Source organism: Micromonospora sp. D75 (assembly GCF_018070405.1).
GTDB classification, from domain to species: Bacteria; Actinomycetota; Actinomycetes; order Mycobacteriales; family Micromonosporaceae; genus Micromonospora; species Micromonospora chalcea.
On record NZ_JAGPXV010000052.1, the window covers coordinates 1 to 16,836 of the forward strand.

19 protein-coding genes and 1 pseudogene are annotated in these 16,836 nt (G+C 71.6%); 7 read left to right on the top strand and 13 right to left on the bottom strand.

The features are described from left to right. Window positions 1-207 precede the first annotated feature (207 nt). From KBX39_RS05480 to sigB, 4 genes are all read right to left on the bottom strand, one after another. Window positions 208-615 (bottom strand): VOC family protein, encoded by a 408-nt coding sequence (locus tag KBX39_RS05480; protein ID WP_043325703.1) that lies wholly within the window; start codon window positions 613-615, stop codon window positions 208-210. After that, entirely contained in the window at window positions 612-1,103 is a 492-nt protein-coding gene (locus KBX39_RS05485; RefSeq protein ID WP_113971746.1) for an SRPBCC family protein, read from the bottom strand. Before KBX39_RS05485 ends, KBX39_RS05480 begins: the two co-directional genes overlap by 4 nt. After that, window positions 1,100-1,435, bottom strand: coding sequence for a metalloregulator ArsR/SmtB family transcription factor (locus KBX39_RS05490; RefSeq protein ID WP_312246264.1), 336 nt, complete (start codon window positions 1,433-1,435; stop codon window positions 1,100-1,102). The genes KBX39_RS05485 and KBX39_RS05490 overlap by 4 nt, the downstream gene beginning before the upstream one ends. A gap of 109 nt (window positions 1,436-1,544) precedes the next feature. Next, window positions 1,545-2,531 (bottom strand): RNA polymerase sigma factor SigB, encoded by a 987-nt coding sequence (gene sigB, locus KBX39_RS05495; RefSeq protein WP_043325701.1) that lies wholly within the window; start codon window positions 2,529-2,531, stop codon window positions 1,545-1,547. A 220-nt stretch (window positions 2,532-2,751) separates the two neighbouring features. On the opposite strand from sigB, the gene KBX39_RS05500 reads away from it, so the two are divergent. Continuing rightward, a complete protein-coding gene (locus KBX39_RS05500; RefSeq protein ID WP_043330535.1) occupies window positions 2,752-3,540 on the top strand; it encodes a sporulation protein in 789 nt (262 codons plus the stop codon). On the opposite strand, the gene dtd is transcribed toward KBX39_RS05500, so the two are convergent. Beyond that, the gene (gene dtd, locus KBX39_RS05505) at window positions 3,537-3,959 is read right to left on the bottom strand and encodes a D-aminoacyl-tRNA deacylase (protein WP_069089362.1); all 423 of its coding nucleotides are present in this window, start codon (window positions 3,957-3,959) and stop codon (window positions 3,537-3,539) included. The two genes, KBX39_RS05500 and dtd, sit on opposite strands and share 4 nt — an antisense overlap. Beyond that, window positions 3,959-5,426 (bottom strand): annotated as a pseudogene (locus KBX39_RS05510) (methyltransferase). Before KBX39_RS05510 ends, dtd begins: the two are co-directional and overlap by 1 nt. A gap of 195 nt (window positions 5,427-5,621) precedes the next feature. Here KBX39_RS05510 and KBX39_RS05515 point away from each other — a divergent pair. Further along, window positions 5,622-6,842 (top strand): S8 family peptidase, encoded by a 1,221-nt coding sequence (locus KBX39_RS05515; protein ID WP_043325696.1) that lies wholly within the window; start codon window positions 5,622-5,624, stop codon window positions 6,840-6,842. 73 nt (window positions 6,843-6,915) lie between these two features. On the opposite strand, the gene KBX39_RS05520 is transcribed toward KBX39_RS05515, so the two are convergent. The 3 genes from KBX39_RS05520 to KBX39_RS05530 all read right to left on the bottom strand — a co-directional run bounded on the left by KBX39_RS05520 (window position 6,916) and on the right by KBX39_RS05530 (window position 10,878). Continuing rightward, the gene (locus tag KBX39_RS05520; protein WP_043325695.1) at window positions 6,916-8,115 is read right to left on the bottom strand and encodes a type II toxin-antitoxin system HipA family toxin; all 1,200 of its coding nucleotides are present in this window, start codon (window positions 8,113-8,115) and stop codon (window positions 6,916-6,918) included. A 1-nt stretch (window position 8,116) separates the two neighbouring features. Next, window positions 8,117-9,700 (bottom strand): DUF262 domain-containing protein, encoded by a 1,584-nt coding sequence (locus KBX39_RS05525; protein WP_069089363.1) that lies wholly within the window; start codon window positions 9,698-9,700, stop codon window positions 8,117-8,119. Between the two features lie 131 nt (window positions 9,701-9,831). Further along, window positions 9,832-10,878, bottom strand: a complete 1,047-nt coding sequence (locus KBX39_RS05530) for a DUF2716 domain-containing protein (RefSeq protein ID WP_210869433.1) — start codon at window positions 10,876-10,878, stop codon at window positions 9,832-9,834. Window positions 10,879-11,283: 405 nt separating this feature from the next. Between KBX39_RS05530 and KBX39_RS05535 the strand changes: the two genes are divergently transcribed. Together KBX39_RS05535 and KBX39_RS05540 are read left to right on the top strand one after the other, a co-directional pair. Continuing rightward, complete coding sequence (locus KBX39_RS05535) at window positions 11,284-11,868, top strand: HhH-GPD-type base excision DNA repair protein (protein ID WP_043325693.1); 585 nt, start codon at window positions 11,284-11,286, stop codon at window positions 11,866-11,868. A 72-nt stretch (window positions 11,869-11,940) separates the two neighbouring features. After that, window positions 11,941-13,173 (top strand): low temperature requirement protein A, encoded by a 1,233-nt coding sequence (locus KBX39_RS05540; protein WP_064447136.1) that lies wholly within the window; start codon window positions 11,941-11,943, stop codon window positions 13,171-13,173. A 4-nt stretch (window positions 13,174-13,177) separates the two neighbouring features. Here the strand turns inward: KBX39_RS05540 and KBX39_RS05545 are convergent, their stop codons facing one another. After that, the gene (locus KBX39_RS05545) at window positions 13,178-13,489 is read right to left on the bottom strand and encodes a hypothetical protein (protein ID WP_030502972.1); all 312 of its coding nucleotides are present in this window, start codon (window positions 13,487-13,489) and stop codon (window positions 13,178-13,180) included. After that, on the bottom strand, window positions 13,479-13,790 hold the full coding sequence (locus KBX39_RS05550; RefSeq protein WP_043325691.1) for a hypothetical protein: 312 nt from the start codon (window positions 13,788-13,790) through the stop codon (window positions 13,479-13,481). The genes KBX39_RS05545 and KBX39_RS05550 overlap by 11 nt, the downstream gene beginning before the upstream one ends. Before the next feature lie 107 nt (window positions 13,791-13,897). Between KBX39_RS05550 and KBX39_RS05555 the strand changes: the two genes are divergently transcribed. After that, complete coding sequence (locus tag KBX39_RS05555) at window positions 13,898-14,254, top strand: DUF3099 domain-containing protein (protein ID WP_013284780.1); 357 nt, start codon at window positions 13,898-13,900, stop codon at window positions 14,252-14,254. Window positions 14,255-14,294: 40 nt separating this feature from the next. Here the strand turns inward: KBX39_RS05555 and KBX39_RS05560 are convergent, their stop codons facing one another. Next, entirely contained in the window at window positions 14,295-15,191 is an 897-nt protein-coding gene (locus tag KBX39_RS05560; protein WP_064447137.1) for a carbohydrate kinase family protein, read from the bottom strand. Next, window positions 15,188-16,114, bottom strand: coding sequence for a pseudouridine-5'-phosphate glycosidase (locus KBX39_RS05565; protein ID WP_210869435.1), 927 nt, complete (start codon window positions 16,112-16,114; stop codon window positions 15,188-15,190). The genes KBX39_RS05560 and KBX39_RS05565 overlap by 4 nt, the downstream gene beginning before the upstream one ends. Window positions 16,115-16,202: 88 nt before the next feature. Between KBX39_RS05565 and KBX39_RS05570 the strand changes: the two genes are divergently transcribed. Next, window positions 16,203-16,421 carry a DUF3039 domain-containing protein gene (locus KBX39_RS05570; RefSeq protein ID WP_030502976.1) on the top strand — a complete coding sequence of 73 codons (219 nt, stop codon included), beginning with the start codon at window positions 16,203-16,205 and terminating at the stop codon, window positions 16,419-16,421. Window positions 16,422-16,461: 40 nt separating this feature from the next. Further along, the coding region (locus tag KBX39_RS05575) for a TRIC cation channel family protein (RefSeq protein ID WP_210869437.1) at window positions 16,462-16,836 on the top strand (375 nt) is incomplete at its 3' end.

A 16,836-nucleotide genomic window follows, 5' to 3' on the forward strand; every position in this document is an offset into this window, starting at 1 on the left:
TACCCACAAGCCACGCCGCCTTCGTCACCTGGGCCATGATCCACGTCATGGTCACCCGCCTGGCCCGACACACGAAACCGGCCCAGGCAACCCACACCTGAGCCGGAATCTCAAACACTCACTTAACGCCTCCGGTAGAGGAAGGGCCCCTTCTTAACAGCGCCCGCCCGCGCGACCCGCAGCGCCCGCCCGCGCGACCCGCAGCGCTCAGCCGCGGGCGGAGATCTGCTGCACCGACCACCCGTTGCCGTCGGGGTCACGGAAGAAGACGAAGCCGACGTTGTCCAGCGGGTGCGGCACCGGGTGCGGGTTCTGGCCCATCACCTGGATCTCGCTCACCTCGACGCCCCGCTCGACCAGTTCGGCGCGCGCCCGTTCCAGGTCGGCCACGACGAGTTGCAGGCCCTTGAGTGAGCCCGGCGGCATCTCCGGTACGACGCCCCGGCCGAGGACGATCGAGCAGCCGGAGCCCGGGGGAGTGAGTTGCACGATCCGCCCCATCCCGCCGAGATCGGTGTCGTGGTCGACGGCGAAGCCGAGCCGTTGCGCGTAGAACTCCTTGGCCCGGTCCAGGTCGGAGACCGGTACGACCACCACTTCCAGCGTCCAGTTCATGTTGTCGCTCCTGTCGTCGCAATGGTGTGCAGCACGGCGGTGAGCCGGTCGAACGCCTCGCTCAGGCCGCGGATCATCGGGTAGCGCAGGACGGTGTCGCGGCCCTGCGGGGTGGCGTAGCGCAGGTGGGTGACGACTGTCGTCCGGTCCGCCGAGCCGGTGAAGTCGTGCCGCACCAGCGTCTCGCCCGGGTAGGACTGGTCGTCGAAGAGTTCGGTGCAGACCAGCCGCGCCGGCGGGTCGATCTCCCGGTACGTGCCGCCCTGGGCCATCAGGTCGCCGTCCGGCCCGCGGGAGACGAACCGCCAGCGTCCGCCCACCCGCAGGTCCACCTCGCACTCGACGAGATGCCAGCCGCGTGCGCCCCACCAGCGCATCAGCAGTTCGGGGCGGGTGAAGGCGGCGAACACCAGATGCCGGGGAGCGGCGAAGTCGCGGCTGAGGCGGATCTCCCGGTCGCCGTGCAGGGTCACGGTCAGGTCGGTCACCGCTGCTCCTCGGCGGTCAGTTCGGCGAGCACCTCGTCCAGGCGCGCGTAGCTCTCTTCCCAGTAGTCCCGGTAGTTCGCCAGCCACGCCACGGCCTCCCGCAGCGGCCGGGCGTCGAGCCGGCAGGGGCGGCGCTGCGCGTCCCGGCCGCGGGTGACCAGGCCGGCGCGTTCGAGCACCTTGAGGTGCTTGGAGACGGCCGGCTGGCTCATCGCGAACGGCTCGGCCAGCTCGGTGACTGTGGCCTCCCCGGCGGCCAGCCGGGCGAGGATGGCCCGCCGGGTGGGGTCGGCGAGCGCGGCGAAGGTGGCGTCGAGCAGATCCGGGGGCACGTCCATAACCTCCTGGTTGTGTAACCATTCGGTTCTATACGCTGGGAGTGCCCCGGTCAAGCGCGACAGGCCCCGGCGAACCGCCGGGGCCTGTCGGGGCAGGGGTGGATCAGCAGGCGTACGCCTCCAGCCGGTTCGCCCGCTCCGGGTCGCGCAGCTTCAGCAGCGTCACCTTCTCGATCTGCCGGATCCGCTCCCGGGACAGCCCGAACTCGCGGCCCACCTCGTCCAGCGTGCGCTGCCGGCCGTCGTCCAGGCCGAAGCGCAGCCGGATCACCGCCTGCTCCCGCTGGGACAGCGTGGCCAGCACGATCCGGACCTCGTTGCGCAGCTCGCCGTTGGTGGCGGCGTCACCGGGCTCGGTACGCGGGTCGACGGCGGCGACGAAGTCGCCGAGCGCGCTCTCGCCGTCCTCGCCGACGGCCTGGTCCAGGCTGACCGGCTCCCGGTCGTAGGAGATCAGCTCGATCACCTGGAACTCGGGGATCTCCAGCGCCACGGCCACCTCGCTCACGGTGGGCTCGCGACCCAGCGAAACGGACAGCTCACGGCGTACCCGGACCATCCGGTTGACCTGCTCGACCATGTGCACGGGGATGCGGATGGTGCGGGCCTGGTCGGCCATGGCGCGGGTGATGGCCTGGCGGATCCACCAGGTGGCGTAGGTGGAGAACTTGTAGCCCTTGGTGTAGTCGAACTTCTCGACGGCGCGGATGAGGCCGAGGTTGCCTTCCTGGATGAGGTCGAGGAAGGCCATGCCGCGACCGGTGTAGCGCTTGGCGATGCTCACCACCAGCCGCAGGTTCGCCTCCAGCAGGTGGTCCTTGGCGGCGCGGCCCTCGGCCGCGATCAGCGCCAGGTCCGCGCGCAGCTCGGCGGAGACGGGGGTGCAGGTGGCCAGCTTCTCCTCGGCGAAGAGGCCGGCCTCGATCCGCTTGCTCAGCTCGACCTCCTGCGCCGCGGTGAGCAGCTTGGTGCGGCCGATGCCGTTCAGGTACGCCCGGACCAGGTCGGTGGAGACGCCGCGCTCGTCGGTGGCGTCGAGGTCCGTGAGGGTGACGTCCATGTCCTGGTGCTCGATCATCTGCTGGGTCATCTCTGTTCTCCCCGTGTCCGACGTGCCTACCGGTCCCGTGCCGCCCACGCGGTGGGGGCCGATGACAAACAGCTTGGCGGTCGGGGCGTGAGACGGGAGTGAGGCGATCGGGGACCCGACAGGAATCCACGTGGGAATCCGGCATTCCCTTGTCCGGCGCGGTTACCGTGCCACCGACCGGCCGTCGGGGCCGGCCCGGCACTGATGATCGGAGAACGTGGTGGTCTTCAAGCGGCTCATGCAGGCGATGGGTGTGGGCGGACCGTCGGTGGAGACGGTCCTGGCCAACCCGAACTGTCGCCCGGGCGGCGTTCTGGAGGGCCGGATCCAGGTGGTCGGCGGCGACCACCCGGTGGACGTGAGCTACGTCGCGCTCGGTCTGGTCACCCGGGTCGAGGTGGAGAGTTCCGATTCGGAGTACGACGTCAACCAGGAGTTCGGCCGCGCCCAGATGACCGGCGCGTTCCGGCTGGAGCCGGGGCAGCGCTACGACGTGCCGTTCCGCTACCAGGTGCCCTGGGAGACCCCGCTCACCGACCTGTACGGCCAGCACCTGCACGGCATGACGATGGGTCTGCGTACCGAGCTGGAGGTGGCCCGGGCGGTGGACAAGGGCGACATGGACGCCGTGTCGGTGCACCCGCTGCCCGCCCACGAGCGGCTGCTGGAGGCGCTGCTGCGGCTGGGCTTCCGCTTCGCGCGCGCCGACGTCGAGCGTGGGCACATCTACGGCGTACGCCAGCAGTTGCCCTTCTATCAGGAGATCGAGTTCTACCCGGCGCCGCAGTACGCGGGCGCGATGAACCAGCTCGAGGTCACCTTCGTCACCGATCCGCAGCAGGTGCACGTGGTGCTGGAGCTGGACAAGCGGGGCGGTCTGTTCACCGAGGGCCGCGACGCCTTCGGCCGGTTCACGGTGGACCACGCCACGGCGGAGCAGACCGACTGGGCCGCCCAGCTCGACGGCTGGCTGCGGCAGTCGCTGTCCCGCCGTGGGCTGTTCTTCTAGAGATCGAGCACGAGGGTCCGGGGACCGACGTTGACGCTCTCCACCAGCATGTGGGCGCGGAAGCGGCCGGTCTCCACCTTCGCGCCCCGGGCGCGCAACTGTTCGACCACCGCGTCCACCAGGGGTTCGGCCACCTCGGCGGGAGCGGCGGCGGTCCAGCTCGGCCGCCGGCCCTTGCGCGCGTCGCCGTAGAGCGTGAACTGGCTGACCACCAGCAGCGGCGCGCCGACGTCGGCGGCGCTGCGTTCGTCGTCGAGGATGCGCAGCTCGTGCAGCTTGCGGGCCATCGTGGCGGCCACCTGCGGGGTGTCGGTGTGGGTGACGCCGAGCAGCACCAGCAGCCCGTCGGTGATCTCACCGGTCACCTCGTCGTCGACTGTCACCCGGGCCCGGCCGACCGTCTGCACCACCGCCCGCATCAGTCGGTCACCGGCTCGATGATGCCGCGCTCGACCAGGTGCGCCACGATCGGCCCGGCCGCCTCGGCCAGCTCGTCCGGCGCCACGTCGTGCGCGGCGGCCAGCAGCGAGAGTTGGTCGCGCAGCGGCAGCCGGCCGTCCGCGCCGCCGACCAGGGCGAGCACCAGCGGGTCGATCTCCTCCGACCAGCGCAGCCCGCGCGGCATGGCCAGGACCTGCCGGTCCACCGCCCAGCCGTCGTCGCCCATGGTGGCCTCCTGCCGCAGCTGGAGCCCTTCGGCGGCGCGGTAGCGGGCGGCGAGCAGGCCCTCGGTGTCCCGGGCGCGCAGCCAGTCCTGCCTGGTGAACCACTCGCCGATCCGGTCGCCCAGCGGCGGCTCGACCCGCTGGCGCAGGTCCTCCACCCGGACGACCGGCCGGGCGTGGCCGGAGCGGCGCAGCGAGACGATGCCGAAACCGATCGCCTCCACCTTGTGCGCGTCGAACCAGTCCAGCCAGGCCGCCATCCGCTGCGGGTCGGCGCTCTCGCCGACGTCGGTCAGCCAGAGGTTCACGTACGCCATCGGGTCGGCCACCTCGCGCTGGATGACCCAGGCGTCCAGGCCGGTGCCGGCGAACCAGCCGGTGACCCGCTCGGCCCAGTCCTCACCGGTGACGTGCACCCAGTTCGCCAGGTACTGCATGGTGCCGCCCTCGGTGAGCAGGTCCGGCGCGGCGGCGGCCAGCTCCGCGCCGATCGCGTCGCCGACCCGCCCGGAGTCCCGGTAGACGTGCGTGGTGGTGCCCGGCCCGACCACGAACGGCGGGTTGCTGACCACCAGGTCGAAGCGGCGTCCGGCCACCGGGGCGACCATGTCGCCGCGCAGCAGTTCCCAGTCCTGCCCGTTGAGCGCGGCGGTGGTGGCGGCGAACCGCAGCGCCCGCTCGGAGACGTCGGTGGCGGTGACCCGGCGGGCGTGGGTGCCCAGGTGCAGCGCCTGTACGCCGGAGCCGGTGCCGAGGTCGAGTGCGGTGTCCACGACCGGGCGTACGGCCGCCGAGATCAGCGTCTGGGTCGCGCCGCCGATGCCCAGCACGTGCTCGGCGTGCAGCGGACGGCCGGGCCGGGCGCTGGCGGGCACGTCGGCGAGCACCCACCAGTCGTCGCCGTACGGCTCCAGGTCGACTCCGGCGCGCAGGCCGTCGCCGTGCCGCTCGACGATGCCCCCGGCCAGCGCCTCGTCCCGCGCCAGCGGGGCCAGCGCGTCGGCGACCGCCGCCTCCGGCTCGGTCTGGTCGCAGATGAAGACGCGGATCAGCGTGGCCAGCCGGTCCCGGTCCTCGGTGGCGCGCAGCGCGGCCCGGTAGTCGTTGCGGGCCACGCCGCCGGTGCCCTGCGGGCCCAGGCGGTCGGCGATCCCGTTGGCGGTGAAGCGGGCGAGTCAGCGCGGTGCGCAGCGCGTCGACCCCGGCGGGGGAGAGCAGCATGTCGTGACGGTCCACGTGCTCATCCTGCCTCGGGCGCCGTCCGGCGTGGCGCGCACCCGCCGATCCATAACGTGGACCGTATCTATCGGCAACTATCTCTTTCATGTTTGTCGATCTCTGGTTAGCATTCCTGCCAACATCCGTCGATGGGGTGATCCGGCCACAAACCGGGCTGCCCCGGTAGGGAGCCAGACGATGCCCGACGTGTCCCTTCCCCGGCGCCGCGCGCTGCGTGCGCTCGCCGTCACGGCCGCCGCCGCGGCCTTCGCCGCCGCCGCCTCCACGCCCGCTCTCGCCGCGCCCACCGGGGAGATCCGGTACGCCGGTGCCGCCGACGCCGTCAGCGGCAGCTACGTGGTCGTGCTCAAGGGCGACGCGGTCGGCACCGCGAACACCCTCGCCGCCCGTACCGCCGTCCCGGACCGGGCCGCCGGCCTGGCCAAGCGCTACGGCGGCAACGTCGGCACGGTGTGGAGCTCCGCTCTCACCGGCTACAGCGCGAAGATGACCGCCGCCCAGGCGCGCCGGCTCGCCGCCGACCCGGCGGTCGCGTACGTCGAGCAGGACCGCGTCATGACCACCCAGGGCACCCAGACCGGGGCCACCTGGGGCCTGGACCGGATCGACCAGCGCAACCTGCCGCTGAACAGCACCTTCACCTACCCGAACACCGCCAGCAACGTGCGCGCCTACATCATCGACACGGGCATCCGCACCACGCACAGCGACTTCGGCGGCCGGGCCACCTGGGGCACCAACACGGTCGACACCAACAACACCGACTGCAACGGCCACGGCACCCACGTCGCCGGCACCGTCGGCGGCACCAAGTACGGCGTGGCCAAGGGCGTGCGCCTGGTGGCCGTCAAGGTGCTCAACTGCTCCGGCAGCGGCACCACCGCCGGCGTGATCAGCGGCGTCAACTGGGTCACCTCGAACGCGGTGAAGCCGGCCGTGGCCAACATGAGCCTCGGCGGCGGCGCCAGCACCACGCTGGACAACGCGGTGGCCAACTCGATCAACTCCGGCATCACGTACGCGCTCGCGGCCGGCAACTCCAGCGCCAACGCCTGCAACTCGTCGCCGGCCCGGGTCGCCGCGGCGATCACGGTGGGCGCCACCACCAGCACCGACGCCCGTGCCTCCTACTCCAACTACGGCTCCTGCGTGGACATCTTCGCCCCGGGTTCGTCGATCACCTCGGCGTGGCGGACCAGCGACACCGCCACCAACTCGATCAGCGGCACCTCGATGGCGTCCCCGCACGTGGCCGGCGCGGCGGCGCTCGTGCTGTCCGCCAACACCTCCTACACCCCGGCTCAGGTGGCCAGCTACCTGACCAGCAACGCCACCACCGGCAAGGTGACCAGCCCGGGCTCGGGCTCGCCGAACCGGCTGCTCTTCGTCGTCAACTGACGACACGGGTGACCTGACCACACCGTGGGCCGCGGCCCGGTGGACCTCCAGGGGTCCGCCGGGCCGCGTCACGTCAGTGAGCGGACTGACAGATCGGCAGGCTCGTCAGCCGCTGGGAGTAGTGGTCGGCCAGGGCCGGAAAACGGGCATGAGTCTCGTTCATCAGGCCGCTGTGCCACGCCTCGCGGAGGCGGTCCACCGTCCGGGCGACCGTCTCCAGTGTGCGGCCCGGATCACCGCCTGCACCGTCCGCCAGTCGGTGGAAGTGCTCCTGGTCGATGAGCGCCGGGACGGTCTCGGCGCCGAGGCTGAGCGCCAACGGCGACCAGCGGTAACGGGAATAGACCGACAGTGAGTGGAAGTCGTAGACCGGAGCCAGGCGTGGCGTGCGGCCGTCCGGATAGATCAGGGCCCAGTTCTTCAGGTGCCCGTCGGTGTTTCCGACCACCAGCATCGCGACCAAGCGGCTGATGAAGTCGAGGTAGCCGTCCTCTCCGGTGAGTTGGAGGATCGCTGCGGCCAACGTGTCGTAGCTCGCGCCCGACTCGCTGTACTTGAACATCGGCCCGATGTCCGCAACCTGGGCGAAGTCCTCCACGTGGATACGCCCGGTGGTCGACCGGTCGAACCGCCGGATGAGGTAGACGAGGTCACCGGGATCGATCATTCCGTCGGGGAGACCCTTCACGGCATCCGCCCGGATCAGGTCCACCGGCGGCACCGGGAAGTCAGCCGCGCGAAGCCAACTCATCGTGAGGTACTCGTTGACGGGAAGATTTCGCAGGCCCTGGTCGGGCAGCTTCACGATCCACCAGGAACCCTGCCCGCTCACGGGAACAGCCAGGCGGTCTGCGGAGATCGAATACTTGAGCTGCACGCCTGCCAGGGAATGCCGCAGAGGATGGTTCGCTTCATCCAGCGCGTTGGAGATCACGTCATCCGCCGGCTCGACATCGGCGTGAACCGTCACCGCCCCCGGCAGGTTGCCGCCCACACGTAGCAGCAGCGTGAAGTCGCCGATGTTCCCCCCGCCCAGTTCCCGGACGATCTGGCGGCGGAGGGCACCCTCCGGCAGGAGGTTGGCGAACCAGGCGGGCAGGCCCACCCTCGCCCGCCGGATCGCCCGCGGATCGTCCTCGAAGACCTGCCCCAGCACTTGGTGCCGGGGCGAGGCGAGATCGTCGTCGTAGCTGAACTCCGAGCCGCCCTGCCGGAACCTCAGCTCGCCTACCTGTCTACCGTGCAGCCGTACTTCGGCAGTGACGACTGCCATGTCAGGCGACCGGTCGGAGAATGTCAGCCATCGCGCGGCCGTCCCGCGCGCCCCACTCGGCCATGCGGTTGACGTGCTCGGTGATGGTCCGCTCGCACGACCTGCCGCGTAGCTCGAGGAAGGCTGGCCAGTCTTCGCGCGCCAATCGTTCCTGCGCTTGCTCGTCGATCAGGTGGCTGGCGGCGACGGCCGGTTCAGCCGACGCGAGGAGCTGCGGTGACGGGCGTTCCCCGGGCGGCAGGATGAACCGGTTGGCGATCGTTCCGCCAGCGTGTCCACTGACGGCCAGGAGTGGTCTCAACGGGCTCCCTTGGTCGAGCAGGCGGCTGACGTCCAGAATCTCGCCCCGGAACGGGTCGCGAGGTTCGGCAGAGAGCAACCCGAGCGTGTTGAGCTTCGCCATCGCGTGATTGAAGTGGACCTTGTCCAGTTCCGCGACGAAATCCGGGAACTGCTGCACCTGCCGCAGCAGGTTCGTTGCCGCAGCTTGCGCGGTGGAGGTGCCGACCGCCTCGACCTGGCTGCGGATGTCCGCGACGCTCACTGCGCGGGCCCGCGTTCCAGCGACCGCGCTCCGCCAGACCCAGCGTCGAAGCAGAGTCGCCGGCCGGCCGGCCGGTACGCCGTGCAAGCGGATGAAACGGACCAGGATCGGCAGCACGTGGGAGTAGGGCAGCAGCCTGATGTGTGGGATGCCGCAGGTACCGCGGAGGAATTCGACGGCCTCACGCAGTCGTGCGGCGACCTCGCGCAGCGTCTCGCCCGGGTCGTCTCGCGGCCCGAACTCCTGGCGGAAGTCCTCCCGGAAGATGTCTCCACCTCGGTACGCCAGGACGCAGCGGAGGGTCAACCGATCGTCAAGCGCGCCGAATCCCAGGACGGCGGGAACCTGACCCAGTTCGTGCAGGCTGCTCAACTCGTCGCCGACGGCGCCGGCATGCAGAGCCTGGAAGACCTCGGACTTGGTCAGGCGTTTGCCGGTCGAGTTCATCCGCGTGAAGATCTCGAGCAGCGCGTGCTCATCGGCGGAGTGCACCACGTAGGTCGGGATCTGGTACTCGCGGATCGCTTTGGCGGCTTGGTCGGCCAGCGCTAGCTGACTCTCTGACAGCCACGAGTTGTCGCGCATCCAGCGGAGCAGGACCGCGGTGTCGAGCAGGAAGCTGACGGGCACCCAGGTACGTGGGGGCCGTTGACGGGTGCCGGCGGTGTGAAATTCGCCGGTGTCGAGATCGAGGTGGATGCGAAATCGTGGATCGACAGCTTGGTCAGCCATGGTCAGCGCGCCGACGATGGACACGATGCGCTGCTGCCCGTCCACCACCCAGAGGGCGGCGGTTACCTCGGGAGCCTCGATGTCGAGCGGCCCCACCTGGAGCCGCTGGGCCGGTGCGGGGCGTTGCCAGAGAAGCAGATTCCCGATTGGAAATCCGCGCAACAGACTGTCGAAGAGCCGGACGATGTCCGATCCCTCCCACTTGAAGGAGCGCTGAAAGGGGGGAATCCGCACCAGCCCTGCCGTGACGTCCCGGACCAGATCTTCGGGCGTGCGGTACTCGACGCGGGGTCTCTCCAGACTCGGCACGGCAACCTCCGTTGGGACGACGCACCGAGGGTAACCGTTCTGCTCCTCGCGGCTTGTTCAGGCACTCGATGTCTCCTGTCGGAGAGTCGGCACCCACGACCGCCGACCAGAGCGGCAACCCAGGGAGACGTTCACGGGCCGCTGACGCTGTGCCCGTCCGGGCCGAAACTCCAGATGTTGCCCACGGGACGGCCCCCACGGCGGAGAACGGTTCCGAGCAGGGCGGTGAGGTCGGCCTCGACCTCGGCGAGCAGATCACCGCCGAAGACGCAGAGCGATTGGCCCCACGGGTCGCCGAACGTGCCCAGCCGCAGGTCGGCTGTGGTGAAAAGGCGGTGGTCGCCGCGGTCCGGGAAGGCGCAGCGCGGCGTAGGCGGTTGCCCCGGCCCGCCGGTCCGTCGCGGGTCGAAGTGGTATCCCTGGACGAACGGATGAAGGGCATACACGCGCTCGCCGGGGCGAACGGTGGCCCGCAGGCCGCGCTGGACGATCGACTCCAGTGCCGCGATGCCTGCCTCGTCCTCCTCGATCGCGGCGAGGTGCCAGGCCACCGACTCCGGCGGCTCCACCAGCCGAGGATGAGCCTGCGTCGCGGCCGAGAACTCCCACTGAGAGGCGAAGCGCCCCCAGATCTCATCCCCCTGCGGATCGTCGAAGACCAGCACCACCGGACGCTCCCGCGCCGGCGGGTTCGGGGGAGACCAGTGGTAGGAACGGACCGTCGTCACATCATGGAAGCCCACGCCGAGAAGCATCGCCCGGAGATCACCGGTGGCCTCCGCGACAACGTATCGCCATCGGCAGCCATCCGGCGGACGAGAATCCCCCGGGTGCCGGGTACGCAGGTCGATCCAGGCCCGCCAACCGGGCAGGAATGCGGGCTCAGGCAAGGTCATGCCGCCGATGGAGACGAACTCGGTGCCGTCGACGAGGATGGCCCAGCCGGCTGCCAGAGCCCATCCGTCGAGTTCTCGCACCGCCAGGTTTCGGCACCAGCCGATGGCGTCGCCGTCCGCCTCCGACTGCGCCAGCGTCGTCCGGTGCGGGCCGGAGGCCGCAGCCATCGCCTGTACCCGCGCCAGCAGTGGGTGCTCCCCGAACGTGACCTCCCGGACGCGCTGTCCGACGGGAAGCGGAAACGGTGCGGAGGGCAGGGAGTCGATCGGAGCCACCAGCACGTGACGTTCCCAGCCGGGGGTGAATCGGGCGGCGACGAGGTGCTCGGCGAGCTGCGGTGGATCGTACGCGTGGACCTTCCACTCGACCGGCTCGCCGCTTGCGGCGAAGGCTTCTTGCTGCCGCCGGATCAGGGCGCCCAGCCCGGCCCCGGGCAGGTCACGGTGGTCCACCGTGCCGTGGGTGCCGAAATGCGCCCGTACGACGGGTCCGTCCTGCTCGAAGACGACTCCGAGTGGGCCGAGGGCCGGCGGTGTCCAGGCCCGCAACTGAGTGTCGTAGGCGGCGAGCAACTCATCGGCCACGGACGGCACCGGCTGTTCCCCCCGTTCCCGTACTGGATCCGTAAGTATTCCTCCTGTGTGCCGTACGCGTGTCCCCGTCGTCGGCCGATGCGGGGTGACAGCATGTTCGCCATGACGCTGTCACTGCCCATCGACCCGCAGGCCAACGAACTTCTGGCGCGCAGCCCGCTGGCCCTGCTCCTCGGCATGGTGCTGGACCAGCAGGTGCCGATGGAGAAGGCGTTCTCCTCCCCGTACGTGCTGGCGCAGCGGCTCGGCCACGAGCCGGACGCCGCGGAACTGGCCGGGTACGACCCGGAGGCGCTGGTGGAGCTCTTCGCCCGGCCGCCGGCGCTGCATCGCTTCCCGAAGGCGATGGCGGCCCGCGTGCAGGAGGTGTGCCGGATGCTCGTCGAGCGCTACGACGGCGACCCGGCCCGGCTCTGGTCGGATGTGGCCGACGGGCGGGAACTGCTGCGCCGGGTCGGCGAGCTGCCCGGGTTCGGCCGGCAGAAGGCGCAGATCTTCGTCGCGCTGCTCGGGAAGCGGTTCGGAGTCACCCCGGACGGCTGGCGCGAGGCGGCCGGTGACTACGGCGACGCGGACGCCCACCGGTCGGTGGCGGACGTGACCGATCCGGAGTCGCTGCGCCGGGTACGCGAGTTCAAGCAGCGGATGAAGGCGGAGGCGAAGGCCGCGAAGGGCTGATCCGCCGCCCGCCGCCGCAACCGGCCCGCCGCCCCTGTCGTTTGTTGCCAGGACGGGGGACGGGGGCGGACGATGACCGAGCAGCGGGGCGGGGCGCTGCTGCGTACCGCGTCCAGCCCCGGCCGGGCCACCTTCCTGGAGCTCTTCTTCGACCTGGTCTTCGTGTTCGCGCTGACCCGGGTCTCGCAGCGCCTGATCGACGGGCTCGACGGCTCGGCCGGTGCGGTGGCCGCCGACGTGGGCAAGACCCTGCTGCTGTTCCTGGTGCTCTGGCAGGTCTGGACCCTCACCACCTGGGTGACCAGCCGGTACGAGCCGGAGCGCACGGTCATCCAGGTCGTGGTGGTCGGCACCATGTTCGGCAGCCTGGTGCTGGGGGTGACGCTGCCCCGGGCGCTGGAGGAACGGGCGCTGCCGTTCGCGCTCGCGTACGTCGCGGTGATGGTCGGCCGGCCGCTGCTGATCGCGGTGGCGCTGCGGGGGCATCCGCGCCGCATGGTCCCGCTGCGGCTGGCCGCCTGGGCGGGATTCAGCGCCCCGCTCTGGCTCGCCGGCGCGCTGATGCCCGGTCCGCGCCTGGCGCTGTGGGTCGTCGCGCTGGCGGTGGACCATCTCGGCACGCTCCTGGGCTGGCCGCTGCCCCGGCTCGGGGCCTCGCGGGTCCGGCAGTGGCTCGTCGCCGGGGAGCACCTCGCCGAGCGCTACCAGCAGATCTTCCTCATCGCGCTCGGCGAGTCGATCCTGGTGATCGGCGTGACCTACAGCGGCAAGGAGTTCTCCGGCGACGCCGCGGTGGCGTTCGCGATCTCGTTCGTGATCACGGCGTTGCTCTGGCGGATCTACTTCTACCGGGCCGGTCACCTGCTCGCGCAGGCGCTGCGGACGGCCGGCACGCCGGGACGGCTGGCCGAGTCGGCGGCGCAGACCCACCTGTTCATGGTGCTCGGGGTGATCGGCGCGGCGGTCGGCTACGAGTTGGTCATCGCCCACCCGTACGACACGGCCCGGCCCGACTGGCTGGTCTTCGTGGTGGGCGGTCCGGCGCTGTTCCTGGCCGCCCGCTCCCGGTTCGAGTACGAGATCTTCGGCCGGGTGTCCCGCCCCCGGCTGGCCGGGCTGCTGGCCCTGGTGCTGCTCCTGCCCGCGCTGGTGGCCGTGCCGGCGATGTTCGCGCTCGGCGCGGTGGCCGTCCTGCTGGCGCTCGTCGCGTTCGCCGACGCCCGCCGGGCCTGGCACCGGCCGCCGGAGTCCTCCGCCTCGCCGATCGGGCGGGAGGCGCTCGGCGAGGGTGGCCCCGAGGCGTGAGTCGTCAGGCGGCGGTCGGGCGGGACAGCGACGCCAGCGCGCGGCGTACGTCGGCCAGCGAGACGGTGGCCGAGTCGTCCAGGTCGGCCAGGCCGGCCTCGATCCACTGCCGCATCAGCGTGGTCACGCCGATGCCGCGCGCGTCGGCGGCGGCGCGGACCCGCTCGTACGTCTCCAGCGGGAGCCGGACCGACCGGCTCACCATCGGCACGTCGGTGTCGGGGGTGGGCAGTTGGGCCGGTGACGTGTCGTCGATCAGGTCGGCGAACGTGTCGCCCCCGGCGTGGAACCGCTTGGTCGCCTCGTCACGGTGCATCGTGACCGCCTCCTCGTCGGCGTGAGTTCCGCACCGCCTCGTCGTAGCGCTTGGCCTCGACGTCGCTCAGTTCGCGGGCGGAGAGGATGTCCCAGTCGTTGTCGGTGCCGTCGGCCTCGGCCAGCAGCACGGCGAGTCGCCGGCCGCGGTGCTCGGTGGCGTAGACCACCATCACGTCGTCACCGAGGTGCCGGATGACCCGGTGCCTGCTGTGCAGGGCCTCCCAGACTTCCCCGGGTGTGACGTCGTAGACCCGCAGGTTCGCCAGCGCCTCGTCGGTGAAGCTGAACCGGTTGGCCACGGATCGAAGCGTACCACCCACGTAACACGCGACCGCTCGTCACGAATTTCGCCGATCATCCGTCCGGAGTGACAGGATGGGCCGTATCCCCTCGTAGGAGGTCCGTGGTGAAGCGTCAGGCGTACCAGCCGATCCTGATCACCGACGCCCCGCGCAGCCAGGACGACCAGCTCAACAGCCGGCAGAAGCGTTACGTGCTGATGATGGCCATCCGGGTCGCGTGTCTGGTGGCGGGCGCGATCCTGGTCGGCGCGAAGGCACCGCTGCTCTGGCTCTGGCTGCCGCTGTGCGCGCTCGGCATGGTGCTCGTGCCCTGGCTCGCCGTGCTGCTCGCCAACGACCGTCCGCCCAAGGAGGAGCACCGGCTGGCGAACCGGTTCCAGAACCGGCGTCGCGAGGAGCCCGCACCCACCGCCCTCACCGCCGAGGAGAACCCGCACAAGATCATCGACGCCGAGCCCTGACCGGCCCGGGCGGAGCACCCGCCCGGACCGGCCACCGCCGTCAGGGCGCCGGGCGGGCGCCCACCGTCGTCACGGCGAGCGCGCCCAGGTCACCGGCGCGGGCCAGCGCGGCGCGCGGGTCGGCGCCGGCCAGCCACGCGGTGAGCAGCCCGGCGGCGAACGCGTCCCCGGCTCCGGTCACGTCCACCACGTCCACCCCGGGTGCCGGCGCGAACTCCACCACACCGCCGCGCTCCACCCACACCGCGCCCGCCGCGCCGCGCTTGACCACCACCCGGTGCGCCACCGCGGTCAGCGCCCGCGCCTGCGCCGCCGGGTCCAGCCCGCCGGCCAGCACCGTCGCCTCGTCCGTGTTGACCAGCAGCAGGTCGACGTCGCGTACCCAGGTCAGGAACGCCCCGCCGACGCGCCGCAGCGGCGCCGCGGACGCCGCGTCGACGCTGACGGTCAGCCCGCGCTCGCGGGCCGTGGCCAGCGCGCGCAGGCCGGCGCCGCGCGACCCGACGTCCAACAGGGTGTACGCGGACAGGTGCAGATGCCCGGCGTCGGGCGCGGCGGCCAGCGCCGCGTCCACGTGCGCGGCGGTCAGCCGCAGGTTCGCGCCCCGCTGACTGATCATCGTGCGCTCCCCGTCGTGGGCGAGCACGATGACGGTGCCGGTCGGGTAGCCCTCGTGCCGCTCCACCGCGCAGTCCACACCGATCCGGGTCAGCTCGGCCACCCGTTCCCGGCCGGTCTCGTCGTCGCCGACGGCGGCGACCAGCGTCACCGCCGCGCCCTGCCCGGCGAGCCAGGCCGCGGTGTTCGCCGCCTGCCCGCCGCCGCTGAACCGGATCCCGGCCGCGGTGTCCGAGCCGGTCGCGAGCGGCCCGGACAGCACCGCGAGCACGTCGGTGATCACGTCGCCGACGACGACGATGCGCGGCGTGGCGCTCATGGGGCGCGACGGGTCGCCGCGGCGACCGCGATCCGGGCCGCGAGGTCGGCGTTGCGCAGGATGATCCGGACGTTCACCGCCAGGCTGGCGCCCTCGGTCGCCGAGTGGAAGTGCGACAGCAGGAACGGGGTGACCGCCTTGCCGGTGATCCCCTCGCGGGCCAGCGCGGCCAGCCCTTCGGCGAGCGTCCGGTCGTGCAGCGCCGGGTCGAGCTGCTCGTCGGCGGGCAGCGGGTTGGCCACCACCAGGCCGCCGTGGTGCACGCCGTGCGCCGCGCGGGCGGCCAGCACGTCCGCCACCTGCTCCGGCGACTCGACCGACCAGTCCAGGTCGAAGCCGGCGTCGGTGAGGTAGAAGCCGGGGAAGCGGCGGGTGCGGTAGCCGACCACGCCCACCCCGAGCGTCTCCAGCCGCTCCAGCGTGGCGCCCACGTCGAGGATCGACTTCACCCCGGCGCAGACCACCGCGATCGGGGTCCGGGCCAGCGTGACCAGGTCCGCCGACTCGTCGAACGTCTGCGCCGCCTCCCGGTGCACGCCGCCGAGCCCGCCGGTGGCGAACACGCCGATCCCGGCCGCCGCAGCGTCCGCGCTGGTGGCCGCGACGGTGGTGGCGCCGTCCGCGCCGGTGGCCGCCGCCGGGGCCAGGTCGCGGACCGAGAGCTTGCTCACGCCGTCGACGGTGGCGAGGCGGGTGAGCTGGGCGTCGTCCAGCCCCACCCGCAACTCGCCGGCGACCATGCCGATGGTGGCCGGCACCGCGCCCGCGTCCCGTACCGCCTGCTCGATCTCGCGCGCCACGCGCAGGTTGTCCGGCCGGGGCAGCCCGTGCGAGACGATCGTGCTCTCCAACGCCACGACCGGGCGGCCGTCGCGCAGGGCGTCGGCCACCTCACTACCGAGACTGATGTGAAAGTTGGTCACGTCGGCTACCGTACGGCCCGCTCCCGCCCGGGGCCCAGGTGGACCAGGACGGACCGACCTGGAAAACTGGAACGCCGGAGGTGGAGTCGTGAGCACAGAGGTTCTCGAGCGTCCCGAGCTGAAGGACGCGGACACTGGTCCGGAGATGTTCCACTACGTCCGTAAGGAGAAGATCGCTGAGAGTGCCGTCATGGGCACCTTCGTGGTCGCGCTCTGCGGCGAGACGTTCCCGGTCACCAAGGCGGCCAAGCCCGGCTCGCCGGTGTGCCCGAAGTGCAAGGAGATCTACGACTCGTACGCCGAGTGACAGCGGGCGGCTCCGCCGCCCCTCGACGTAACCTGCGGCGGTGACCACCTCCACCGCCCTGCTTGTCGCCGACCTCACCGGCGTGGCGGTCTTCGCCGCCTCCGGCGCCTCCGCGGCGGTGGCGAAACGGCTCGACCTGTTCGGCGTCGTCTTCGTCGGCGTGGTCGCCGCGCTCGGCGGAGGAATCTTCCGTGACCTGGCGATCGACGAGGTGCCCCCGCTGGCGTTCGCCGACTGGCGGTACGCCGCCACCGCGTCCGTCACCGCCGCCGCCGTGTTCTGGCTTCACCCGCAGCTCGCCCGGCTGCGCACCACGGTGCTGGTGCTCGACGCCGCCGGCCTCGGCCTGTTCACCGTCATCGGCACGCTCAAGGCCCTCGACGCCGCCGTGCCGCCGGTCGGCGCCTGCATGATC